Source organism: Bdellovibrio sp. HCB288 (genome assembly GCF_047305935.1).
In the GTDB taxonomy this organism is placed as follows: domain Bacteria; phylum Bdellovibrionota; class Bdellovibrionia; order Bdellovibrionales; family Bdellovibrionaceae; genus Bdellovibrio.
Map to the genome: position 1 here is coordinate 154,352 of NZ_CP178619.1, position 23,285 is coordinate 177,636.

The window sequence follows — 23,285 nt, forward strand, 5'->3', positions numbered from 1 at the left end:
GAGACAAAGGTCCAGCTCCACACTCACTCCATAATCCTGCTGCAAAATGGAACTTAATGGTACGGGTATATTTTGATACCTTAGAGAGTGATTATGGCTGTACAAATTTTTCTTCTTGAAGATGACCCTATCCTGGGCAAAGCAATTCAAATGCAGCTTGAGCTTGATCAATTTCAAGTTCATTGGGCCAAATCTTTGGCAGCTGGTCGTGAGGTTTTCAAAACTCAACCGGGCATCGATTTATTTTTGCTGGATGTAAACCTTCCGGACGGAAATGGCTATGAGTTCTGTGAATGGTTGCGCAGTGAAGGCATTCAAACTCCAATCATGTTCCTGACTGCTCGCACGGATGAGGAAAGTGTCGTTCGTGGGTTTGAGCATGGTGCCAACGATTACATCCGTAAACCATTCGGCCAAAAAGAAATCATGGCGCGGATCAAGAATCAACTCAATGACCGCAAGCCCACTTTGGATTTATTGCGTTTCGCCGGCTTAACCCTTATTAAAAATCAACAGGTTCTAAAAACTGAAGACAGCCTGGTGAATCTAAATCGTCGTGAGTTTGAAATCCTGCGTGTTTTCTTTGAAAATCCCGAAACAATTATCTCCCGGGAAAAGCTGATATCCAGTTTGTCATCGGGAGAAGAACTCTTTGACCGTACCGTTGACTCCCATATCAGCCACATTCGTTCCAAACTTACCAAGAACGGTATTCAGAATGTGAAAATCAACTCCGTCTATGGACAAGGTTACCGACTGGAGAAATTGGTATGATCACCCGCTCCTTGTTTGGCAGAAACTATTTTATCTTTGTTTCAATCATCATCGTTTTTATTTTTATGGCATTTGGCTCGACGTGGCTGGTTTCCTATTTGGACAAACCCTCCCAAGTCCAATTCGTGCGACCTCCCAACCATTTGTTCCGCAACGTTTATCAACAACTGGATAACGATCCCCTTGTTGCTTTCAAAAAGCTTCAGGATAGCAACACTTCGGATAACTTTTTGCGTTTTGATATCGTCGATAAATCAGGAAAAAGCCTGGTCAACGGAGAAATTGTTTTACCGCGAGCTTTGAATGATTCAGATCTTGAGACCATGTCTCAGGATAAATCGGTTCGCTTCGGCGAGTCCAATTTTGGACCTCCCAAAATTGAAGTCGCAAAAACGAAGTTTGCCGATGTCTACTTCGTCCATCGTTTTCGTCCGCCTCCTGGCTTCGGTGCACCCATGGGTGACCAACCACCACCTCCTCCTCCGGGCGGTCCTGGTGATTTTAGGGGACCACATCCTGGAGAAATGCGGCCGCCACCACCGCACAAAGGAGCTCCTCTACCGCCACCAAACATGAGTCGTAAAAACCCACTCTTCATCACAATTGGCTTTTTAATTGTGTTCACTCTGATCTCAGTGGGTGTGGCCTTGCTCTATCAATTCTCCCGCTATCGCGATCGCGCCAACGAAGCCTTCCATGTTCTGAATGAACTTCGTCATGGCAATCTGTCGGCACGTATGCCCACAAAAAAGTTGGAGGAATTGGGACCACTGGTTCAAGCCTTCAATCAAATGGCAGGCGATGTGGAAAGCATGGTTGAAAGTTTACGCAAAGCCGATCAGGCCCGCCGTCAACTTTTGCAGGATCTCGCACACGACCTGCGCACTCCCCTGGCCTCTTTGCAGACCTTTTTGGAAACGCTGGAAGTCGGAGAAGGTCGACTTGCGCCTGAGAAACGGCAGGAAATTGTCTCCTTGTGTTTTTCGGAAGTGGAATACTTTGGAAAACTGGTTGAGGATTTGTTGTTCCTGGCGCAAATCACCGAACCAAAATATTCAGCAGGCACCGAAGAGATCAACTTACTGGAACGCGTACAGGATCAGGTGACGGTGTTTAAGAACCGTTATCCAAATTTGAAATTTAAAATCGACAGCACGTTGGATGCCTCCAAGGCAAATGTCATGGGTTCATCAAAGCTGGTGGACCGCCTGTTAAGAAATGCGTTTGAAAACTCCTCCTCCTTTGCCAAGGGAGAGGTGCATATTAGCATCACCAACGGTGGCCCCAAACTGAATCTTGCCATCACTGATGACGGACCTGGATTTTCAGAATCCTCACTCAAGGAGTTTGGTCACAAAAAAGCCAGTCGCAGTTTATCCGATGGTTCGTCTGGCAAACGAATCTCCGTCGGCATTGGCTCCGTGATCATGCGAGAGATCATTCAGCTTCACGGAGGAGAATTAAAAGCTGAGAACATCATCAATTCCGGTGGTCGTGTTTCATTTTGGTTTCCTAAGTCCTAGTCCACAGTCTTTAAACACTTGCCCGCTACCTTGGTGATATACAAAGGCGGGCATTATGTTTTCCAGGATCCTCGTTGCAATATTCACTTTGATGACATTCCCCTCGTGGGCACAAATGATGAGTCCCACGATGATGGGCACGGGCTACTGGGGTGCTAATCAGGGCTGCTCCTATCAACAGCGCCCCGTCCAGGCCATGAACTCTGAATCCGATGATATTCAGGAACTGCGCCTGGAAATCAGTGAACTTAAACAAGAAATCACCGAGAAAAAATCTGAAAAGAAAAAAATCGATCGCGAGCTTAAACGGGCCAAATCAGATATCAATAATAATATTTCCGAAGAGTACGCTGACTTCCTGATGGCGCACATGGACAGCTCCCGCCGCTGTTCTGAATACATGGTTGAGAATCAGCAACGTGAAAACGAACCAATGGTGTCCACCGACATGGATGATTCAGATTTGGAATTTTCCAATGAAGAATCCACGGAGATCACGGAAGAAGGCAACCGCCCCTCTCCACCATCAGGTGGAAGAATGTCGCCGCCTTCCGGCGGTATGCCTCCTCAAGGTGAGGGCATGCGCCCGCCACGCCGTCAAAAAAATGTCACTCGCGGCGCTAATGACAACATGCTGGAGCTTCAAGTCTTTTCTACCACTGAATGGAATAAATATTGCGATGCCAACAGATCCGGAGCTGTGGTCACCTCAGTTTGCGACAATTCAAAATACCGCGCCAATGGCTCTAGTGCGCGAACCTCGCAGTGCAAATCCGCGATTTCCAGCTATCGCTCCAATTCTCATCAGTCCACAAAAATTCAAACGGAGATCGAGGATCTAAACAGCCAGATTGAACGACTGCAAGAGGAAATTCAGGATACACGCCAGGACCAATCCACAGAAGGTACTGTCTGCACAGAATGTATGGCTAAAAATAACAATTACAACTACCAGCAGCCACAATCAAATACGGCGGAATTAGTGGCTGGTGTCGCAACTGGTGTTGCCTCCATGTATGCCAACTACAAAACCAACGAAATGATCACAGACGCCAATGCCAACTTGGGATACCCGACTCAATCGAGCTTTGGATACCCCTATATGATGCAGGGAATGTACGGAGCCTTGACCAGTGGCTCCGGTCAAGGAGGATTTGGCTGCGGCAACTCGATGATGGGTGGCATGAATACCATGGGAGCGATGAGTGGTATGAATGGCATGGGCTCCATGTATGGAATGATGAGTGGCGGAATTTACACCGGTATGGGATCTCCGTATGGAATATCTGGAGTGTCGGGTATGAATTCGATGATGGGTCTTAATCCATCGATGATGTACGGAATGAACGGCATGTATGGGATGAACGGTATGAGCAATATGTATGGCATGACCGGCATGAATGGGATGAGCTCGCAATACTCTGCGATGGCTTCGATGCAACAGCAAATGGCCTTGTTGAACTATCAAATGAGCATGATGCAATCCTACAGCGGCGTTTATGGTGGCACCGGAACTTACAATACCGGCAACAGCTATATTTCCCCCACGGGTCTGACAACGGCCACCACCACTCTGCCAGGCGGTGTGATCATGGGGACTTCGTCGAGTGGTTACACTTTACCCAGTAGCTATTTAAATACATATACATCGCCGTACACGAATACCTATAATAGCGGCATTACAATCCCGGGAGTGGTGCCCGCACCGAACAGTTCTACGACACTTACAGGAACCTCGGTCATCATGGGAACCGGCCGATAGAAGGAGCCAGTCGCTGGGCAACACCGAAAAGCCGCGTCAACGACTGGGAATCGGTGGCCCTGGAAGATGGGCATGCCGAGCTTCGGCTAAGTTGTGCTGCCGACACAAAACTCGCAAGTTTGAAATCTCATCGGTTCCCCCTAATGCCAGCGGCACGCGGTGATCTATTTGCAGTTGATATTTGCTATGGCAACGGCCTGCTATTGGATGACTGTACTCGCAGGTGTGATTGCACTTCTGAAGTAACATTCTTTTTACACTGAGCTTAATATGTTTGCGGACTGATTTACGCTTCGTTGGTATGTCTGTTGTTTTCGCTGTCATTTCAGATACCACTGTTTCGGACTTTCCCAATCTTTTCTGAATTTGAGCTTGCGCCAAATAGCCAATCAACTCCGCCCATGATGGATTCGGCAACACGTGCGACAACAATTCTTTAGCCTTTTGAAGTTGACGCATTTGTTCTGCTGTCAAAGTCATTTCTAAACGAGTCGAATCATTCTGTTGAGGTTTTAATGATTCATATTGTTGCGCAGGCAGATTAAATTCAACCGCCAAAACTTTTTGAGTTTCAAAACTGGATTTGTTCTGAATTTGCACCAAAATGCTTTCCGTTTGTTCTACTGAGACTATTTTGCCATTTTGTGATTCTAGATTAAGGCATTTTTGCACCTGTTGGAGTTGTGTTAAGTTCAACTCGCCAGTCTCTAGGGCCTTTTCGACGGTCGGAACTTTCTTAAATAATTTTGCGGCTTGCATACGACGATAAGCAGCGTCCTCTGAATACTTCAAATGCATCGTTAAATATTTAAACAAGGAAGCATAACCCAACTCCAAATGTAGCTTCCGATTTTCAACCTCCACCAGATGCCACAAAATCAAATGTGTGATTTTACGCTCCGTGTGCGCAAGCTTTTTTAAGCGATTCAAGACTTCCTGATTTGAAATATGTGTAAAATTCATCGGGATTCTCCTTTGTTGAAAGAAGGTATATCACGATATTTAAAACGCATTTTTAAGGTTTTTTATGAATGAGGTTGGCCGAAACAAATGCCATTTAAACTTTGGCTGAAGCTCATAGGATCACCGGTATTGATCAAAAACTCTCCCTACGTCACCAGTCGCGTAAAATTATATTTGAATCGGCACAGCCTATTTACGAGAGAAGAAAACGCCGTCAATTTATTTTTAGTTACATATAAAACATGACACAGCTTTTCCGGGCTGCGCGACTCAGGCTCATTTTACAAGAAACGAAAAAAGCCCTCTCTCGAGGGCTTTCGCTTCTTTTAAATTAGAAATTTTGTAAACTCTAGAAAGTAGCAGTTCTCGCAACACCGCAACGGTTGTATGCCTGAACTGTGAACGTGGAGGAGTTCCAATTGCTTGGCCAAGAAGAAGGCGCAAGACAGTTGTATGCCACACCACCAATGCTGCAAGATGTATTACCAACACCCGCCCCATTATCAAAGATATAAAGAGCTGAAGAAGACGCTGCGGCCTTGTTCAAAGAGAATGTAGGTGCAGAGTTCTGCTTCAAACTGCAAATCTCTGTGACGTAGTCTGAAGAATAAGGATTGCTTACCGAAGGACGAAGGCTGATTTTAACCCCGTTACCATCAAGATATGTTTTCGTGGTTGGATTATACAGATAAATGCGCAGATCTTTTTGCGAGCTTAAATCTGCCTTCACCTGCAAAGACACATAGAAATAACTTCCACTTTGAGTGATTGTTCCTATGTACGCAGCGGTAACCGTCGTATCATAGATCACCCAATAATAGCTGCTAAGATCGCTTAGATTGGCAGGTTTGGAAATTTTAAGAGTGATGTTCTGACCGGCCGTCAAAACAATCGGACTGCCACTGGATGGATAGTAGATATCACCAGAATAACCGTCCGCTGCAACAGTATTGCTTGCTCCATCATCAGAAGCACCCGGAGCACAGTTTTGAAAGCTCACCGCGACAGCAGCCAAAGCCACCACAGTACCACTTGCCACCAGAATTTTTTTAATAGATTTCATACGTTCTCCCCCCGGGCTGCACTAACGTCATCGGCTAATTTTGGGAATTTCCTAAATAGAATTCGCTATTTCATGCAATATACCGGGTCATTCCACGTCTCACTTTGAGACCTGTTAGTCGAGCAAATCAAAAATAATAGCGATCTCCACGTTCCTTCAACATTCCCCGCCTAGCATTAACACATGGGGCCCGAGTTGAGGGACTCGCAAAGCCCCCTAATTTCAAAGTCCAAAAAGGGAGATATTATGAAAATTTCCAAAAAGATCCTGATGACAGCGGTATCCATCATCTCATTGCACTCAGCATCCTTTGCCCTGGCTCAACAGTCTGAAAGACCTCGCGGCGGCGGCCCCAGCTCCGAACAAAGAGCCGCGTTTCAAGCCTGTGCTGAAGCTGCAGGCATGGAACGCCCCGAGCCCGGCCAAAGACCGACAGCGCCCACTGAAGAGCAACGAACTGCCATGGATGCTTGTTTAAAAGAAAAAGGCATTGAACCACCGACTCGCTTTGGTGGTCCCGGTAGAGGAGAAAGACCTCCACGCGAATCAGCAGGAGTTCAATAACGCGAAAGGCCCCTTCCGGGGCCTTTTTTTTTACTTCACGCCGGTGAATTTGATTCCCCAGCTTGTCAAAGTACCCGTGCCGCTGGCATTGACCAGTTTGATATTCCATACCCCAGACGACCGCTCTTGGTAAAAAGCATTCGTTAAGAAAACCTGATTGTTATAGTTTGCAACGGTGGTCAATGAGTTGTGCATATTTACTATGATACTGCGCATGCCGGAAGGCGAAGTTAACTCAATCGCCACTTTTGATAAATCTGCGTGGGTGACCTGAAGACGAATTTGCACGCTTTCAATTTTTACGTCCTGGTCGGTGCCCACTGTTATGCTACGAGTATCGGTCGCACCAGCTATGCTCCCTGCAGGAATATCCGAATTCAAACCCATAAATGACAACCAAGGACTCTCAAAGTATGTGCCCAGTGAAGTGCTATAGGACCTTGCCATAGAAACGGCCGCATCCACGTCCACTTTTCCAAATCCGTACCAATTATGAAATTTGAAGCCAGCACCGTTCGTACGCCAAGGCAATTCCCAAGCGTACCCAGATGGAACCGAAGTTCCCAATGGGTGACGGATGGAACCCGTTGTCACGTAATCCATCGGCACCGCAGTTTTTGCAAGAATGTACTTCACATCCCGCCACGTAAGATTCGGATTCGCTTCCAAAAGAAGCGCCGCCACCCCTGAAACCGTTGGCGCAGCAGATGAAGTTCCGTTGAATGTCGCGGTGTAATTACAATTGTTATTAGGTGAGGTTCCATTTTCGAATGAAACAGTGTTGGAGGCCCCGGTAAAAGAATATCCATCACTGCAACTTGTCCGGTCGGTTGTCACCATCGCCGGGTTCGTATAGCCAAACTCCCCTCCGAATCCCGACACCCAGATGTTTGCACCGGGTGATGAATAGCTGGAAGCATAGCCTTGGGCATTTAGTGCAGCCACTAGAATCTGGTACGGATTGGAGTTGTCACCATCCAAGTTGGAATTTCCCACGCAAGTACTGGTCGTATTCGGATTGGAGGCAGTATGATGACATTCCGTCCTAAAGAAGTTACCTGCCGCCTTCACAAGAATCGCGCCTTTGTTACTGCGATAGTTAGTCACCGCATAATGCAGTTGTGTTTCGTAATCATCAAAAATTTCCGGCAATGAATTCTGATCCACTCCCCAGCTCATATTAAGAACATCGAAGTCCGTACCCGTCGCTTGATCCAAAATGATGGCGTCAGATTGGGTGACAGCACAGCTTAAAAGATTTGCGATACTCAACTGAGCTTTAGGAGCCACACCTCGCGCGCCCACACCATTGCCACCGGCCGCCGCAATTAGACCTGCCACCGCGGTCCCATGATCATCATATTCGGACAGAGATGGATCTGCGTTGGGACAATCATTTGGCGGCGCTGTCGCGAAGTCATAGGGACTTCCCGTCGTGTAGTCTCTTGAACGCAAAAGAACCGTCTGAAAGTTTGGACTCAGGTCTTCATGAGTGTGCTGGAGTCCATCGTCAGAGACCCGGACCTTCACACCATTCCCCAAGATTCCTGCAGACCACGTCGCGCGCAGATTTAAATCCACGCCACTGGTGCCGCCGTTTCTGGAAACACCTTGCTGGCCACAATTGGCCAAATGCCAGGCATACGGGAACAGCGGATCTCCACCGTCATTAAAACAGGTAGAAGCCAATTCAAATCCACCGCCATTGCAATTCACCAGCAGCACACTCAAGGTGACACTGCTGAATACAAGCAATAAAGCTGAGAGAATCTTTTTAGTTCTTAACACGGTTGCCACTCACAATCTCTAGATCAGCTTTTTCAACTCGTTTGTCTTTTTTTAAAAAAGCAACCAACTTACTTAAATCAAAGTTCTGCAACGACGAAGTAACAAAAAATAGTCGCAGATGCGGAAATCGATTCACCACACTCAGGCCGTATTCCTTCTGAATGGATGTCATGAACTTGGTGTCCTTCAAAGTCAGTTTAACCCGACCAGGCACAACTCCGACTCGACCGGAGTTCTCGTCAAAAACCACCATCGGATTTTTCAAAGAAAAATTTTGATCATCGCCGAACATCGTCCCGTCTTTGATGATCGCGTAGCCGGATGTCAGTCCCACAACCTCATCGCCCGGCTCCACATTCACTTTTGGAACTGCACGAACACCCGTCCATACTTTCCAGGGCGAAGCTCTAAGAATCGAATTGCTTCTTAACTCTTCTGTACCCGGTTGAGCGTACTTTTGCACTTGTCGCGTTTGATCGCGCGAAACAATTTCCCGAGCCTGCATTTGCTGAGGCGCCTCGACAGAGGCTAATGGCATTGTTGAAGGAGCCGGAGTTACAGGTTGCGGAGTCTGTCCACTCACGTTGGTATTGCTATCCAGGCTTTGTAGTTTCTCTGTTTGAACTTCCAAGGACTTACCGGTGTTCTTCGCCAGGGTCGATACGCCCTCGCGCTGACCTTCCCTAAAAAGAAAGGCCGCCACAAGTGCGATTCCTAAAACAATAAGACCCTTTTTCATAGGTATCTTATCGGTATAACCATTTGATAACTCGAGTTAATTGTTCTTGCTCATGACCCCGACCAGCTGACTGACTCGAGTCATTAAGTTCCCTAAATTCCGTTTCTCATCGCTGCTGAACTGGGACCACATTTGACTGATGTTTTGATTATAAACTGGCAGGACTTTATTCATGAGTTCCAGACCTGAGTCTGACAAAACGATGCTGTAAGAGCGACTGTCCCCCAACTTTTGACGGGAATCAATCCATCCAATCTGTTTCAAATTCGATATGATGGCTGAAATCGTCGCATTGGTAACCCCCACCGCCTTGGCAGTCTCTGTTGGAGTCATTCCATCAGGACTATTATAAAGAAGGTTCAGAATGATGAATCGCGTGGTGGTTAGTTTGTACTCCTGAAAGAACTCCTCCAGGGCCGTTTCAAAATCAATCGTCAGCTTTCTCAGTAATATATGTAGTTGCATATCCTCTGTCATAAATTCTTCTCCAGTGCTTATAAAGAAATTCTAGACCCTAAATGTTGCAGGATTGTGGAATTGGGGAACTAACGACTGTCTAACATTTTTCGTCCAACTTGGCCGATGTTCCAAATCGAGACACTCAGATCAAAATAAACGCAGGCCTTGGGGGGCCCCGGGTGGCACGGACCTTGAGTATTACCCAAGTGAGACGTTTTTTTAACAAAGAGGGATGATATGAAAACGAAAACAATTCTTACGGTTCTTTTGATGGGTATGACATTATTCTTGGCCAATTGCTCTAAGAGCAATTCTTCCGGTTCATCTAATACAGCAGCTAACTCCTGCGGAACTGGATACGCTTACGTAACTAATAAAGGCTGCTTGCCAACAGCTCAATGCACCAGCATGGGTTACGCCGCAAATTTCGGTTATGACTACTCTACTAATATGTGCTTGGCTGGTACTTATAGCACAACAACGACGACAACGACTGGTACTCCGACTTGTAACGGTCAATCAGGTTATGTTCTGGTGAATGGAACTTGCTTGCCAGAGGCGGGTTGTACTCAGTACCGCGGTCAAAACGGTGTGGCTTTCTTCGGTTATAAAATCAATTCTTACGGTCAATGGGCATGTTATCCACAAAACTACCAAGGTCAGTGGTATAACTAAGACCTCGCTGACACAAACAAAGTCAGCGGTTCCCCTCAAACCAAATACTTTGGGCCGACCCTCATAAGGTCGGCCGTGTCATTTTAAAAGCCGGTCCCGGCGAATTTTAAAATAAATCAAGTAAGCGACAATCAGGACATTCACTACCGTGATGGCCACTTTCCACCAGGCAAAGCCCTCGATCAGCTTCAAGATCTCAAATGGCAGATAAATGCCCCCGGAAACAATTGCCAACCACTCAGCCCAACTGCGTTCATGCCACAATCCATAGGCCTCGACAAATCGCAATGCTGAATACGCCAATGCCAACAGAGCCAGCTGCCGGAGTATCTGACTGTGTTCCTTCAGCGCAGTGAATATCGATTTATAAAAATGATTGTGCTCGACTCCCAGGTAATGGGAGACCTGAACACCCACTCTTTGAATGTCCTGCCCCATCAAACTTAGAATTCCGATACTGACAAAAAGCACCGCGATGCCTTTGACGGCCTCGATGGAAGCAATCAATTTAATTCCACTCATAGCATCACGCTGCCTGTATCCGCGTATTTTGACAAGGAAGAAGCGACACAAGTGCGAACTGATTTTAAAATTTGTACTATCATTCCATGGATGCAGAAGCTTCACGCGTTCTCAATTTCTGGTTTGAAGAGCTAAATCCCGAACTCTGGTTTGCAAAAAAGCCTGAACTGGACCGGGAGATTCTTCAAAAGTTTTTGGGAACCTACAGAAAAGTAGAACGATGCGAGACATTTCGCTGGCGAGCAACGCCTCGCGGGCGTCTCGCCGAAGTTATTGTTCTGGATCAATTCTCTCGTAACATTTTCAGAGACACCCCGGAAGCCTTTAAAAACGACGGCCTCGCTTTGGCCCTCTCACAGGAAGCGATTGCAACCGGGGACGATCAAAAACTGGATCGTGACGAACGAGTCTTCCTGTATATGCCATTCATGCACAGTGAATCAGATCTGATACACCAAGAGGCTGTACGTTTATTCTCTCAACAGGGCCTTGAAAACTCCCTGGAGTATGAACTGGAACACAAGGTCCTTATCGACAGGTTCGGCCGCTACCCCTATCGCAATGAAATATTGGGACGGCCTTCAACGAAAGAAGAACTGGCTTACTTGAAGATGCCGGGCTCGGCCACCTTTTAGGCGGCCTTTTTACCCACGACTTCCACAGCGATATTATTGACCATCAATTCAAGGTTGCTGGCTTGGGCAGACATTTCTTCTGAAGTCGCAGCCGTTTCCTCTGCCGCAGCAGAGAACGCCTGAGTTTGTCTTTCCAATCCTTCCATCGATTTGTAGATGGATTGAATTCCCTCTGTTTGGTCACGAGTGGTATCTGCGATTTCCTTGTTCAGGATGCTGACTTTTTTCACAGAACTGACGATCTCATTTAAGACTTCATCACTCTTTTGTGCCAGATCCAGGGAAATTCTTGTTTGATTCACGTTGCTGGTCACAACCGCTTTTACTTCCTTGGCCGCCTCCGCAGATTTTAACGAAAGCGTGCGAACTGCATCCGCCACCACGGCAAAACCACGGCCCTGCTCTCCGGCCCGGGCAGCTTCCACCGCTGCGTTCAAGGCCAGTAGATTTGTCTGAAATGCGATGTCATCAATGATGTCCATCGCCGAAGTGATTTCCTCAGAGATCTTGGACATGGCCGTAATGGATTCCATCAAACGACGAATCTCATCAGCGCCTGTGGCAGCCCCTTGCTCCGAACTGTGCGCAAGACTCGCAGCCTGGTTTGCACGCTCCTGATTGGCACCAACCACCTCGCTCAGCGTGCGTACCGCACCCAGCGTGTCTTCAATTTTTGCAGCCGACTCGACGGATCCTTGCGCCACGTTCTGACCGGCACTAGAAAGCATGTTTGATGCTTCCTTCACTTGCTTGCTGGCATCGCTGGTATCAACAACCGTACGGGTTAAGAACTTCATCAATTTATTTGAGAACATCGCAAAAACCGCAAAGGCGATGAACGAAGCCAGACCGAATCCGATCATGACTTTCAAGCGCACTGCGGCGACCATTTTTTCAACGTCATCCACATAGACGCCAGTACCAACCACCCATTTCCAAGGTTTGAATTGTCTGACGAAACTTATTTTAGGCACTGGATCGGGCGAGCCTGGTTTCGGCCACATATAATTCACGAAACCTTCTGCCGCAGGTGTTTGCGCCATCAACGCAAACTCTTTGAACAAATGCACGCCGTTAGGATCCTTGATCCCACCGGCATCTTTACCATCCAACTCTGGCTTAATTGGATGCATCAACACATTCGGGCCAAAATCGTTGATCCAAAAATATTCACTGCCGGCATATCGATACTCGGAGATCGCCGCAAGCGCCAACTTTTGCGCCTCTTCTTCGGTGATCTTCTTATCCTCGAACTGCTTGTAATATCGTTGGATTGTATTGGAAGCGAGATCAACGGTATTGCGTAACATGACCTTGCGATCCTCGTACATGTTGTTGCGAACCATCGGCATCAAATAAAACAACACAATCGCCCATAGGGGAACCAGCGCTGCAATCAACAATGCCAGTGTTTTATAGCGATAACTTCGCCCATTCCATATACGTACACCCATTTCAGCCTCCAAATTAACGCTAAAATGATCGGGTGTTTCCACCCGGGGCTTAACAAGCTTGATTCGAAACTGAGTTTGTTCCATATTTTCTATTCAGGAGATCATACATATGCCACATATGCGTTTTCGCGGAATGAAAGCTGAGCAAGTTGCGAATTTAAGCCAGACCTTACCACAGCAGCTGGCACCGGCGATGGAGACAAGTGAGGACAATTTCTCATTTGAACTTATCAACACACAATATTTCACAAAAGGCCAAAGCGGTGGTGAGTATCCCTTCGTTGAGGTTCTTTGGTTTCAAAGGTCCCAAGAGGTGCAAGATAAAAGTGCAATGATCATCACTGAAAAAGTAAAAGCACTTTTTCCTCAAGATGATATCGCCGTGATCTTTATTCCTCTCGAAAAAAAGAACTACTACGAAAACGGCAGTCATTTCTAATTGCTAATGAATCTTTCTTAATTTGATAATTCTTACCGCTCTTCAATAAAGTCAGGTCTTTAAAACTTACGTAATAAAGGTCGGACTATGAGCGTTAAGATTCCTCTTTCGCCCATTCCTGTTTTGAATTTTGTCTCTGGAAAATTCAAAGCTGGAACGGGTTCTAAAATTTCTATTCACTCCCCGCACAATGGGGCCTTGATTGGCGAGATTCACCAATCTTCCCCTGAAGACATTCAAACTGCCATTGCAGACGCACGCAGAGCTCAGAAAGAATGGGCCGCGACACCTATTAAAGAGCGGACGAAAATTCTATTCCAGCTTCGTCAGATTCTATTGCGCGACATCGATGAAATTTCTCATTTAAAAAGTTCAGAGTCTGGCAAAACTTTTACAGAAGGAAAAGCCGGCTTGATGAAAGGCATCGAGGTTCTGGAATTTGCAACATCTTTGCAAAATCTGGATGTCGGCGGAAAACTGGAAGTTTCCCGGGGGGTAAGCTGTGAGTATCGCAGAATGCCTGTGGGAGTTGTGGCCAGCATCACGCCTTTCAACTTCCCGGCGATGGTTCCCTTCTGGACAATTCCAACGGCACTTGCCCTGGGTAATGCCTATATTTGGAAGCCCTCTGAAAAAACACCGCTGACTTCGATGAAGATTGCCCAGTCACTGCAGGAAGCCGGTCTTCCAGATGGCATTTTTCAAGTGCTGCAAGGCGGAGCCGAGGTGGCGCAGTCCCTTCTGGATCACCCGGATGTCCAGGCCCTTTCTTTTGTCGGTTCAACACCCGTGGCCCGCGCGGTCTACGAGCGTGGCACCAAAGCCGGCAAACGCATTCTTGCCCTTGGCGGCGCAAAAAATCATATTGTCTTGCTTCCCGATGCAAATCCAGAAATTGCCGGTATCGGGATCAGTGATTCCTTCACTGGATGCGCAGGTCAACGCTGCATGGCCGCGGCTGTTGTGCTAGCAGTTGGTGAGGTTCGTCACCACATTCAAAAAATTATCGACCGTGCAAGTTCCCTGGAACTTGGCAAAGACATGGGAGCGATCATCAGCAAGGCGCAAGTCAAATTCCTGCATGATCAGATTGAAAATGCTGTCGCCGAAGGTGCAAAAATTCTTCTCGATGGCAGAAAGGCCTCCCCGCCTCCAGGTATGGAACAAGGCAACTGGATTGGCCCTACAATTCTGGATTACGTTTCGCCACATCAGGAAATTTCCAAACTTGAACTCTTTGGACCGGTTCTTTGTATCGTTCGCTGTAAAGATATTTCAGAAGCCATGAGAATCGAGAATTCTTCACTGATGGGCAATGCCTGTTCTGTTTTCACTTCTTCCGGCGCATTGGCCGAAAAAGTGATTTCTATGGCAAGCACCGGAATGGTCGGAGTGAATGTGGGAGTCCCCGTCCCACGGGAACCATTCTCTTTCGGCGGTATCAATCAATCCAAATTCGGTCATGGCGACATCACCGGAACTTCTTCTTTGGATTTTTGGTCAAACTTAAAAAAAGTCACAGTCAAATGGGACCAACAACACGACAATAATTGGATGTCATAATGAATGAACTGAAAAGATCACCTCACGTTGTCTTAACTTCTCACTCCAGCCATGTATTTAAAGAAAGCCTGCCGATCAAATGGGGCGCCAATTCCTCCAAGGAACGCGGTCCCGTCGTGGGCTCTTTGACGGATTCGAAAAAACGCAATGCCATCGGCACACATAGCGGCAGCTACACGGTCTACCGGGCGTTGTCTGTGGCCCAAGGTCGTTACTCTACCAATCATCGTCCAGACTTGCACAACACTGAAAGCCCCGTGAAGATCGGGCCTTTTCCTTCTTGGTACGACCCTGACAAAATCGTGTCACTGGATCCGTGGGGTTTTGACATCCCGGCACATTTTCAGGAAGCATACGGTTGTGGCTACGATGTGCGCCCGACTATTGCCGTCACTCAGGCTCGCCTGCAAATTCCAGAGATCACTGAGGCCTTGGAAAAAGGTCGTCTGAAAATTGACGGCAAAATAATCACAGAAAGCAAAGACGTCAAAGTAACCAAGGTCGCCATTGAACCGGTATGGTACCTGCCCGGTATTGCCAAACGCCTGAACGTCGATGAAGGCAACTTGCGCAAAATTCTATTTCAGGAAACTGGCGGCATGTTCCCAGAGCTGGTGACACGCCCTGATTTGAAAGTGATGCTGCCACCCATTGGCTCCACGACCGTTTATATTTTTGGTGACCCCAAGGACCTGGCAAATCCCGAAATCGAACTGACTTGCCGGGTGCATGATGAATGCAATGGTTCCGATGTTTTTGGATCTGATATTTGCACATGCCGTCCCTATTTGATTTACGGCATCGAGGATGCGGCCCGTACCGCTCAACGAGGTGGAGTTGGTATCATCGCCTACTATCGCAAGGAAGGTCGTGCCCTGGGCGAAGTCACCAAGTTCCTGGTTTACAATGCCCGAAAACGCCAAGTTGGCGGAGACTCTGCTGCCACCTATTTCCATCGCACAGAATGCGTGGCGGGAGTTGAGGATGCACGTTTCCAGGAGTTGATGCCAGATATTCTAAACTTCTTTGGAATTACAAAAATTCACAATCTGCATTCGATGAGCAACATGAAATACGATGCCATCGTTAAAAGTGGCATCTCCGTCGTGAATCGAATTTCAATTCCAGACTATCTGATTCCTGCTGATGCCCAGGTCGAAATCGAAGCCAAGAAAGCCGCCGGATACTTTAGTCAGGGCATGCAGAAATCCGTTCACGAATTGGCCATGGTGCAAGGAAGAGGTATCGATGAGCAACGTTAGTTATGCAATGGAGGGCGTGGATTTTCTTCTCTCTCCACAAGCCGTTCGCCACAGTGCTGAGCAAATCCTGGAGCTGACGCAAAAAGGTCAGACTCACTTCAACTATCATCCAGAAAAGATGAACGGTGTGGTCAACTACGTCCTGCAGGTCATTCGTGAAAACTATCCGGAACTTGATATCCCCTTCCATTCTCGTTGGGGGCACTTCAAGGCCGGGCAGGTGGATCGTGCTTCTTGGTTGCGTAAGCGCATTCAACATCTGGATCCGATGGAGCAGGCCCGTATTAAATTGGACTTGGTCATTCCTTCTGTTCTCCTTGATGCCGGGGCCGGCAACATCTGGTCTTTCAAAGAAGAAAGCACCGGCAAAATCTTTCAGCGCTCCGAGGGCTTGGGGATTGCCAGCTATTACTTATTTATTATTGGTTATCTTTCTGATGATTTGGATGAACCGCTTCAGGCGACCGATCTGGGCCTTAGAACCTTAAGCCGCGAAGCTCTGTGCAAGATATTTCAAGTGTCCTCTCGGAATCCACTGGTTGGCGTCGAGGGACGTCTGCAGCTTTTGCACAACTTAGGCAAGGCCGTCGCAGAGAAAAAAGACATTTTTCCGTTGGGACGACCTGGCAGCATGGTTGACTACCTGGATGCAAAATATGGCAAAACCGTCACCGGGCCTCAACTTTTGCGCGCAGTCCTTGATGGACTGGGTGATATTTGGCCGGGGCGCATGCAAATGAATGGCGTCAACCTTGGGGATACCTGGAAATATCCAAAGATTTCCGGAGGCATGGCTTCGTTCCATAAACTTTCCCAGTGGATGACCTATTCCTTGATGGAACCTTTGATTGAGGCTGGTTTTAAATTGACGGACATCGATCAACTGACCGGCCTTGCGGAGTATCGCAATGGCGGTCTGCTGTTGGATCTGGGGTTGATCACCTTGAAAGATCCCGCAAAGGCTGAAGAAACGCACACTCCTGACTCTGAAATCGTCATCGAGTGGCGTGGTTTGACTGTGAGTTTGCTGGATCGAATTGGCCAGGCTGTGCAACGAGAACTTAAAAAAGACTCCACCGAATTTCCATTGGCAAAAGTTCTTGAAGGGGGCACCTGGTGGGCGGGTCGCAAAGCGGCCAAAGACAAACGCGCCGACGGATCCCCTCCCCTGCGCATTCAAAGTGATGGAACTGTTTTTTAATTTTTTCTGAGGTTTTTTAAATGCAAACACGTATCAAAGTTATCAATCACCCTCTATTACGACACAAATTGGGTTACCTGAGAGATCGTAACACCTACTCCCATGACTTCCGTGAGCTCGTTAAAGAGGTTACGAAAATTCTGGTTTACGAAGCCATGAAGGATTGGTCCCAAATGGAAAAGGTCAACATCGACACGCCCATGGCCCAAGCCACGGCTTATCGCATCAGCAACCCACCTATCGTGGTGTCAGTGATGCGCGCCGGAAACGGAATGCTGGATGCGGCCCTTTCAATGCTTCCTTTCGCCAGCACAGGTTTCATTGGAATTTACAGGGACAAATTTATCAACAACACGGTGGAGTACTATTTCAAAATGCCCCCTGACGTATTGGGCAAAGAAGTGTTTTTGTGCGATCCCTTGATTGCCACGGCGGACACCATCATGGCCTGCATCGACCGCTTGAAAAGCTATGGTGTGGGTAAAATCAAGGTTCTTAGTATTCTGGTCAGCGAAAAAGGCCTTCAAAAAATCCAACATTTTCATCCTGATGTCGAAATTTTGACTTTGGATATTGAAACCGAGATGAATGATATGGGATATTTGATTCCGGGCCTGGGCGATGCCGGAGACAGACTTTTTCAAACTAAGTAGGTGCGCATGAACTCACAACGACCTCACATCATTGGCGTGGCTGGCGGCAGCGGCTCCGGGAAAACATTTTTCGCCCGGGAGCTGCAAAACCTGCTGGGCAAGGACCACTGTAGTATCCTGTATCAGGATAACTACTACCACGATCAATCAGCACGTTTTGACGGCGATGGAGGTTCTGTTAATTTCGATCACCCGGACAGCTTGGATTTCCCACTGCTGGCGCAGGGCCTTCGCACTTTGAAAGATGGCAAAACCCTGTCTGTACCAATTTATGATTTCGTCACACACACTCGCAAAGTTGAAACAGAAAGTAAACACCCCACCCGCATTGTCCTTGTGGACGGAATTTTGATTTTACACTCCCCCGAGGTTCGGGCCGAGTTGGATGAAGCCATCTATTTTGACACTCCCGAATTCATTCGTTTTGAACGCCGTCTGCAACGCGATGTTCAAGAACGCGGTCGCACTCCTGAGGGAGTTCAGAAACAATTCGACCTCCAAGTCCGTCCCATGCACAATACGTTTGTAGAGCCTTCCAAGGCCCACGCTCATAGAATTATAAAGGACCATGAAGACTATCATCGGGCCCTGGCACAGGTTCGCCTGCACCTGGCAACGAAGTTTAACATCTAGAGAAAGCGGATTATGACGCCACAAAATGAAATGCATCGAACTTTAGGATTTATTCCCGTATTTTCCTTGGTGGTGGGGACCATCCTGGGCACGGGAGTCTTTTTAAAGGCAGCGATCATGTCTCAGTATCTGGGATCTGCAACCTGGGTTCTGATAGCTTATGTTGTGGCTGGACTACTTTCCTTGGCCGGAGCCTTGACCTATGCAGAAATCGGAATTCTTTTTCCCCGCGCTGGCGGTGAATACGTTTATTTAAAAGAAGCCTTTGGCGAGATGCCTGCTTATCTTTACGGTTGGATGCGCTTTTGGGTGGGAGCACCTGGGACCATCGCAGCCTATGCGGTGGGAACAGCAACTTTTGCAGCTCCCATTATGAATCTGGAGTGGATGGGCGGATTGAAAGGATTTGCGATCGTGCTGATCGTTTTCTTTTCCGGCCTGAACTGCATGAACGTCAAACTGAATGGGCGCTTGGCGAGCTTTATGACGTTCTTAAAAATCGCCATGTTGTTGTTTATTATTGGCGGAGTTCTGATTTCCTCCACCACTGGCAGCAACGAAAATATTATGGCTTCGGGTTCCGTATTCCCGGGATTCAGTGCATTTGGCGCAGCCCTACTGGCAGCTCTGTGGGCTTATGATGGTTGGAACAATATGCCCATGGTCGCCGGAGAAATTAAGAATCCTTCCCGCAACATTCCCTTGGCATTGGGATTAGGCGTATTGGTGATTCTGGGTCTGTATGGCGCCATTCACTATTGCTATTTCTATGCTCTGCCGTTTAATGAAGTTCTGACTTCCAGCTCTAAGACTCATCCCAATGCATTACCTGTGGCAGCCAAAGTTGCAGAAACTTTCATGGGGCCTTCTGGTATTTTGTTTTTGGGGATCGCCATGATGTTCTCTGCCATCGGCGCGATGAATGGTTCTATTCTGACCAACGCCCGCGTGCCTTATGCAATGGCCAAGGACGGATTGTTCCTGCCAGCATTGGCCAAGCTTCATCCAAAATCTGAATCTCCGTATATCGCCATTTTGGTTCAAGCGGCATTGTCCATCGCCCTTGCCTTGACGGGATCCTTTGACCAGCTGACGGACTACGTGATCTTTGCTTCCTGGATTTTCTATGCGCTGGTGACTTCGTCTGTATTCAAATTCAGAAAGACGATGCCGAACGCGCCACGCCCTTACAAGGCCCTGGGATACCCGGTGGTGCCGGTGGTGTTTTTAGTAGTGGCCGTTTTGTTACTGATTAATACTCTGATGACAAGCCCACAAGAAAGTCTTTGGGGGCTGTTTATTATCGTGCTGGGTGTTCCGGTTTACTACTATCAAAAGAAACGTGCCCTGCGTCTGCCTAAGGCCGTTGCTTTGTAAAGTGTCCTTTTAAGTTTCGGATTTGTTTCTCATATGATCAGCCAAATTCAAAAGCGAGTGTAACAGCTCGCTGCGAATTGGCTCTTGGATACCCACATCTTCAAATGCCATGACCATGCAAAGCATCCATTGATCGCGCTCTGATTTTCCAATTGAAAAAGGCAGGTGTCGCGCACGCAGACGTGGATGTCCGAAACGCTCCTGAAAAAGGTTAGGTCCACCCAACCAGCCAGACAAAAACATGAACAACTTTTCTTCGGATCCGCGAAGATTTTCGGGATGCATCTCCAGAATGCCTTTGGCTTCTGGCAGGGTCGCCATGATTTCGTAAAAACGCTGGCAGACTTTTCTAAGGACCGGCTCGCCGCCGATCATTTCGTACATTTTCTGTTCTTGAGACATAGCTTCACCGCACTCCATCATAAGGATCTCGGCGGTGAAACTACTATTTTAACGCAGTGGACGCAACTAGTTCATCACTTCAATTTCAGCTGTCGCTTCCACAGTTTGCCCATCGCTCATATGGCCATAAACCGTCAGATAGCCAGGTTTCGCCATTTGCCCAAAGGGAACGGCTCCACACTTCATGTTACAGAAAGTCTGCGCTCTTTGCCCCGGTTTGATATTCTTCGCAAGGCCCAAATCATTCAATACTTGCCCCGTGTACGAGCACACGTAACCAGTATCACCCGTGGTGAAGGTCAAGCGAGTTGGGTAGAAATTTTGCGCTGTATTGTTGGTCACATAGAGTTCAGAAATGCTTACATGAGGTGCTGAAAGATCCTGTTCACGCCCAGCATTCATTGCCGTACAACTCGTACCACGACCTGGAATCGGATAAAGGTGATTGTTTGTTTCAAGAACGATCTCGCCCGCATTCACTTGGGTCGTTACACTTAAAGTAGCCAATAGAATCAAAAACGCTTTCATATAATCTCCTTTAAAAACACTTAACCGCTCATCATGTTAAACTGCAAGCTTCGATCAATGCGCCAATTTTACAATCCTGAAAGATTAATAGCTTGCCCATCAACTCGTAATGTTTAACATTGCTTTTATGAGTACTGAAAACAAATGCCCGCAATGTGGTTCCGAGAATATCTATGAAGATGGCAATCTTTGGATTTGCCCTGAATGTTCCAATGAATGGAGCGCCCACACGGCTACGGCTTCAGACGGTGAAGACAATGCCGTTCATGTTATTAAAGACGCCAATGGGAATATCCTGCAGGACGGCGACACTGTCGTTGTTGTCAAAGATTTGAAAATCAAAGGTTCGTCGTCCGTAGTTAAAGTGGGAACCAAAGTAAAAAACATTCGCCTGCAAGATGGCGGCGATGGTCATGATATTTCCTGCAAGATCGATGGCTTCGGCGCGATGAACTTGAAATCCGAATTCGTAAAAAAAGCCTAAAAACTGGCCCCTCAAAGTGTGGCGGCAATCCGCCTGTTATGCTCCAAAGCAAACAATGCAATATGCCCAGCCAACTCGCTGGGCTTTTTCGTTGTACACCAAGTTTTTCTGATCAATCGATTGATATTCGCCCGCAACATTGCACAAGTGTGATTTAAAGAAAAGATCGGATCCCACCTAAGCTTTTTAAGCTCTCCCTGTCCCACGACGGCCCCGCGCCCGCCCAACACTGTGACGTGCTTTGCCTGTGGAAAGTACTTTTTCACATCAGATGGGTATGTTGGGTTTGAGTCAGATCTGATTAGCGCGTTCGGATGAACCAGTTCCGTCATATTTGAAAACAACTTTTTCCTGGCAGGACCGCGGTGATCCGCCCGGTATCCGTACTTCTTTCTTGCAGGAGCTGCTAGTTTCCCTTTGGCTGGCATCTGTGCAACTTCAAAACCCAGGATTCTTCTTGTTTTAAACTCCACCATCAAAGTCACTGAGAGCGGTTTGTATTTGGTGTGTTCAAATGTTTCCAAATCATCGAATTCAACTTCAACTGCCGGCGGCAGCTTCTTATTTTGCTCATGCAGCTCGGATTTTGCTGTCTCCGCCAGAAAACGAAACTTTCGTACCACAGTTTTTCGATTTATCCCCAGTATCCTTGCAGCCTCACGCTGGCTTACAAGTCCGGTCATCAATTTACGAACGTCTGTATTTAAGTGTCGTTTCTTTTGGCCATTTAAGCGATTTTTAGTTGCTGCGGAAAAGCTCATTTTGCATCTAAAACACCAGAGTCTGGTGAGTCGTTGGCCATCGGACTTTCTATAGTACATTCCAAGCTTACGAATTGTCCGAGATGCGTCAGAGGGGTCTCTTTGTAGGTGGCAATAAGGGCATTTTGTTTTCATGCCGTTGGGCAGTCGCAACTATTGTGCCCCAGAACTTGCATGAGGTTGCCACACTATGAAGGGCCAGTTTTATTCTTTTTTAGTAAGGCCATTCATATTGAGTTGGCCTTTTTCATTAAACGGCAATCTGATTCCTGAAACCTTGGCTTCACCCAGTATTTCATACCCCACATCCTGGCCACTTAAAACTTTAGTGATGCCATCGATCGCCTTCAGGAAGCTCACCGGCAACGGCAGCTCCACTTGAGAAGTCTGTCCCGCAGGAATCGTGATCAGTTTATCTGTCGTGGCTTTTGCAAACTCTTTTTGATCCAGTTGAACCTCATAGGTCAACTCTTCAACTTTAAGATCAATTTTGTTGGGGTTCTTAACACTCAGTACAAAAACCATGGTTGTCGATAGTGGCGTGGTGTTTTGGAAGTAAATGTTCGCCATATCGATTTCCGGCTTTTGCCCATAACGATCCTTAAAGTAACTGCAACCACCCAATGAGATCGCCATAATCAAGATCACGAAATACTTCATACGCACCTCTACTGCACTCACCCTGTCAGCTGCTAACTCCTATGTCAAGATGTCACCCAAGATGCACCAAGGGAGCCCAAGTCCTTCAGTTCTGGAATCGGCTCCCCTGGTCGGGACTGCTTGGCGCTTCCCAATGGGAAGCTGGTTCGCGGCCCCTAGAAAACATCTTCATCTTCACTCATACGGCTCCCAGATTTTCTGGAAGAGTTCAGGTTATGTGTTCCTTTTTTCGCAACATCAGTTCGCGCTTCGCGTTCCACTCTTTCACTGCCTGCTTTTTTATCGGGCCGGAAAGAACTTTCACGCTCGCGGTTGACAGATTCACGACTACTGCTTGCTTGTTTATTCTCGCGAGTTGCCATAACTGCCTCCTCTATCGTGCAGGTTTATTTTATACCTCT

General features: G+C 47.4%; 26 protein-coding genes. 14 read left to right on the forward strand and 12 right to left on the reverse strand.

The window, feature by feature from the left end:
• Nucleotides 1–93 precede the first annotated feature (93 nt).
• Genes ACLVWR_RS00725 through ACLVWR_RS00735 form a run of 3 tightly spaced genes read left to right on the forward strand, consistent with a single transcriptional unit; the run spans nucleotide 94 to nucleotide 4,059 of the window.
• Nucleotides 94–774, forward strand: coding sequence for a response regulator transcription factor (locus tag ACLVWR_RS00725; protein WP_413582051.1), 681 nt, complete (start codon nucleotides 94–96; stop codon nucleotides 772–774).
• Complete coding sequence (locus ACLVWR_RS00730; protein ID WP_413582052.1) at nucleotides 771–2,297, forward strand: histidine kinase dimerization/phospho-acceptor domain-containing protein; 1,527 nt, start codon at nucleotides 771–773, stop codon at nucleotides 2,295–2,297. The genes ACLVWR_RS00725 and ACLVWR_RS00730 overlap by 4 nt, the downstream gene beginning before the upstream one ends.
• A 55-nt stretch (nucleotides 2,298–2,352) precedes the next feature.
• Nucleotides 2,353–4,059 carry a hypothetical protein gene (locus ACLVWR_RS00735; protein WP_413582053.1) on the forward strand — a complete coding sequence of 569 codons (1,707 nt, stop codon included), beginning with the start codon at nucleotides 2,353–2,355 and terminating at the stop codon, nucleotides 4,057–4,059.
• Between the two features lie 36 nt (nucleotides 4,060–4,095).
• On the opposite strand, the gene ACLVWR_RS00740 is transcribed toward ACLVWR_RS00735, so the two are convergent.
• Complete coding sequence (locus ACLVWR_RS00740) at nucleotides 4,096–5,022, reverse strand: HNH endonuclease (protein WP_413582054.1); 927 nt, start codon at nucleotides 5,020–5,022, stop codon at nucleotides 4,096–4,098.
• 349 nt (nucleotides 5,023–5,371) lie between these two features.
• Entirely contained in the window at nucleotides 5,372–6,085 is a 714-nt protein-coding gene (locus ACLVWR_RS00745) for a hypothetical protein (RefSeq protein ID WP_413582055.1), read from the reverse strand.
• A 246-nt stretch (nucleotides 6,086–6,331) separates the two neighbouring features.
• Here ACLVWR_RS00745 and ACLVWR_RS00750 point away from each other — a divergent pair, with 246 nt between their 5' ends.
• Nucleotides 6,332–6,649: a hypothetical protein gene (locus ACLVWR_RS00750; protein WP_413582056.1), complete on the forward strand. Its 318-nt coding sequence runs from the start codon at nucleotides 6,332–6,334 to the stop codon at nucleotides 6,647–6,649.
• Nucleotides 6,650–6,679: 30 nt separating this feature from the next.
• Here the strand turns inward: ACLVWR_RS00750 and ACLVWR_RS00755 are convergent, their stop codons facing one another.
• The 3 genes from ACLVWR_RS00755 to ACLVWR_RS00765 are packed head-to-tail and all read right to left on the reverse strand — an operon-like array spanning nucleotide 6,680 to nucleotide 9,653.
• Complete coding sequence (locus ACLVWR_RS00755) at nucleotides 6,680–8,446, reverse strand: S8 family serine peptidase (RefSeq protein WP_413582057.1); 1,767 nt, start codon at nucleotides 8,444–8,446, stop codon at nucleotides 6,680–6,682.
• The gene (locus ACLVWR_RS00760; RefSeq protein ID WP_413582058.1) at nucleotides 8,424–9,176 is read right to left on the reverse strand and encodes a hypothetical protein; all 753 of its coding nucleotides are present in this window, start codon (nucleotides 9,174–9,176) and stop codon (nucleotides 8,424–8,426) included. The genes ACLVWR_RS00755 and ACLVWR_RS00760 overlap by 23 nt, the downstream gene beginning before the upstream one ends.
• 36 nt (nucleotides 9,177–9,212) lie before the next feature.
• Nucleotides 9,213–9,653 carry a MarR family winged helix-turn-helix transcriptional regulator gene (locus ACLVWR_RS00765; RefSeq protein WP_413582059.1) on the reverse strand — a complete coding sequence of 147 codons (441 nt, stop codon included), beginning with the start codon at nucleotides 9,651–9,653 and terminating at the stop codon, nucleotides 9,213–9,215.
• 219 nt (nucleotides 9,654–9,872) lie between these two features.
• On the opposite strand from ACLVWR_RS00765, the gene ACLVWR_RS00770 reads away from it, so the two are divergent.
• Nucleotides 9,873–10,310 (forward strand): hypothetical protein, encoded by a 438-nt coding sequence (locus ACLVWR_RS00770; RefSeq protein WP_413582060.1) that lies wholly within the window; start codon nucleotides 9,873–9,875, stop codon nucleotides 10,308–10,310.
• 78 nt (nucleotides 10,311–10,388) lie between these two features.
• Here the strand turns inward: ACLVWR_RS00770 and ACLVWR_RS00775 are convergent, their stop codons facing one another.
• Nucleotides 10,389–10,832 (reverse strand): DUF2127 domain-containing protein, encoded by a 444-nt coding sequence (locus ACLVWR_RS00775; protein WP_413582061.1) that lies wholly within the window; start codon nucleotides 10,830–10,832, stop codon nucleotides 10,389–10,391.
• 86 nt (nucleotides 10,833–10,918) lie between these two features.
• Here ACLVWR_RS00775 and ACLVWR_RS00780 point away from each other — a divergent pair, with 86 nt between their 5' ends.
• The gene (locus ACLVWR_RS00780) at nucleotides 10,919–11,467 is read left to right on the forward strand and encodes a DUF924 family protein (RefSeq protein WP_413582062.1); all 549 of its coding nucleotides are present in this window, start codon (nucleotides 10,919–10,921) and stop codon (nucleotides 11,465–11,467) included.
• Here the strand turns inward: ACLVWR_RS00780 and ACLVWR_RS00785 are convergent.
• The gene (locus ACLVWR_RS00785) at nucleotides 11,464–12,921 is read right to left on the reverse strand and encodes a cache domain-containing protein (protein WP_413582063.1); all 1,458 of its coding nucleotides are present in this window, start codon (nucleotides 12,919–12,921) and stop codon (nucleotides 11,464–11,466) included. The two genes, ACLVWR_RS00780 and ACLVWR_RS00785, sit on opposite strands and share 4 nt — an antisense overlap.
• A gap of 109 nt (nucleotides 12,922–13,030) precedes the next feature.
• Here ACLVWR_RS00785 and ACLVWR_RS00790 point away from each other — a divergent pair, with 109 nt between their 5' ends.
• From ACLVWR_RS00790 to ACLVWR_RS00820, 7 genes are all read left to right on the forward strand, one after another.
• Nucleotides 13,031–13,360, forward strand: coding sequence for a DUF1904 domain-containing protein (locus ACLVWR_RS00790; protein WP_413582064.1), 330 nt, complete (start codon nucleotides 13,031–13,033; stop codon nucleotides 13,358–13,360).
• Between the two features lie 87 nt (nucleotides 13,361–13,447).
• Nucleotides 13,448–14,923 carry a CoA-acylating methylmalonate-semialdehyde dehydrogenase gene (mmsA, locus tag ACLVWR_RS00795; RefSeq protein ID WP_413582065.1) on the forward strand — a complete coding sequence of 492 codons (1,476 nt, stop codon included), beginning with the start codon at nucleotides 13,448–13,450 and terminating at the stop codon, nucleotides 14,921–14,923.
• Complete coding sequence (locus ACLVWR_RS00800; protein ID WP_413582066.1) at nucleotides 14,923–16,185, forward strand: GTP cyclohydrolase II; 1,263 nt, start codon at nucleotides 14,923–14,925, stop codon at nucleotides 16,183–16,185. Before mmsA ends, ACLVWR_RS00800 begins: the two co-directional genes overlap by 1 nt.
• Nucleotides 16,172–17,386: a DUF1688 family protein gene (locus ACLVWR_RS00805; protein WP_413582067.1), complete on the forward strand. Its 1,215-nt coding sequence runs from the start codon at nucleotides 16,172–16,174 to the stop codon at nucleotides 17,384–17,386. The genes ACLVWR_RS00800 and ACLVWR_RS00805 overlap by 14 nt, the downstream gene beginning before the upstream one ends.
• Nucleotides 17,387–17,406: 20 nt before the next feature.
• Nucleotides 17,407–18,039: a uracil phosphoribosyltransferase gene (gene upp / locus ACLVWR_RS00810; RefSeq protein WP_413582068.1), complete on the forward strand. Its 633-nt coding sequence runs from the start codon at nucleotides 17,407–17,409 to the stop codon at nucleotides 18,037–18,039.
• A gap of 6 nt (nucleotides 18,040–18,045) precedes the next feature.
• Entirely contained in the window at nucleotides 18,046–18,672 is a 627-nt protein-coding gene (udk, locus tag ACLVWR_RS00815; RefSeq protein ID WP_413582069.1) for a uridine kinase, read from the forward strand.
• Nucleotides 18,673–18,684: 12 nt separating this feature from the next.
• Nucleotides 18,685–20,049, forward strand: coding sequence for an APC family permease (locus tag ACLVWR_RS00820; RefSeq protein WP_413582070.1), 1,365 nt, complete (start codon nucleotides 18,685–18,687; stop codon nucleotides 20,047–20,049).
• A 9-nt stretch (nucleotides 20,050–20,058) separates the two neighbouring features.
• Here ACLVWR_RS00820 and ACLVWR_RS00825 read toward each other — a convergent pair whose 3' ends face one another.
• Entirely contained in the window at nucleotides 20,059–20,451 is a 393-nt protein-coding gene (locus tag ACLVWR_RS00825) for a group II truncated hemoglobin (protein WP_413582071.1), read from the reverse strand.
• 66 nt (nucleotides 20,452–20,517) lie between these two features.
• Nucleotides 20,518–20,979, reverse strand: a complete 462-nt coding sequence (locus ACLVWR_RS00830) for a hypothetical protein (protein WP_413582072.1) — start codon at nucleotides 20,977–20,979, stop codon at nucleotides 20,518–20,520.
• 127 nt (nucleotides 20,980–21,106) lie between these two features.
• On the opposite strand from ACLVWR_RS00830, the gene ACLVWR_RS00835 reads away from it, so the two are divergent.
• On the forward strand, nucleotides 21,107–21,463 hold the full coding sequence (locus ACLVWR_RS00835) for a zinc ribbon domain-containing protein YjdM (RefSeq protein WP_413582073.1): 357 nt from the start codon (nucleotides 21,107–21,109) through the stop codon (nucleotides 21,461–21,463).
• Nucleotides 21,464–21,474: 11 nt separating this feature from the next.
• Here the strand turns inward: ACLVWR_RS00835 and ACLVWR_RS00840 are convergent, their stop codons facing one another.
• The 3 genes from ACLVWR_RS00840 to ACLVWR_RS00850 form a co-directional block, all read right to left on the reverse strand.
• Nucleotides 21,475–22,224: a transposase gene (locus tag ACLVWR_RS00840; protein WP_413582074.1), complete on the reverse strand. Its 750-nt coding sequence runs from the start codon at nucleotides 22,222–22,224 to the stop codon at nucleotides 21,475–21,477.
• 204 nt (nucleotides 22,225–22,428) lie between these two features.
• Nucleotides 22,429–22,905, reverse strand: coding sequence for an LEA type 2 family protein (locus ACLVWR_RS00845; protein ID WP_413582075.1), 477 nt, complete (start codon nucleotides 22,903–22,905; stop codon nucleotides 22,429–22,431).
• Between the two features lie 134 nt (nucleotides 22,906–23,039).
• Nucleotides 23,040–23,246 (reverse strand): hypothetical protein, encoded by a 207-nt coding sequence (locus tag ACLVWR_RS00850; RefSeq protein WP_413582076.1) that lies wholly within the window; start codon nucleotides 23,244–23,246, stop codon nucleotides 23,040–23,042.
• Between the last annotated feature and the right edge of the window lie 39 nt (nucleotides 23,247–23,285).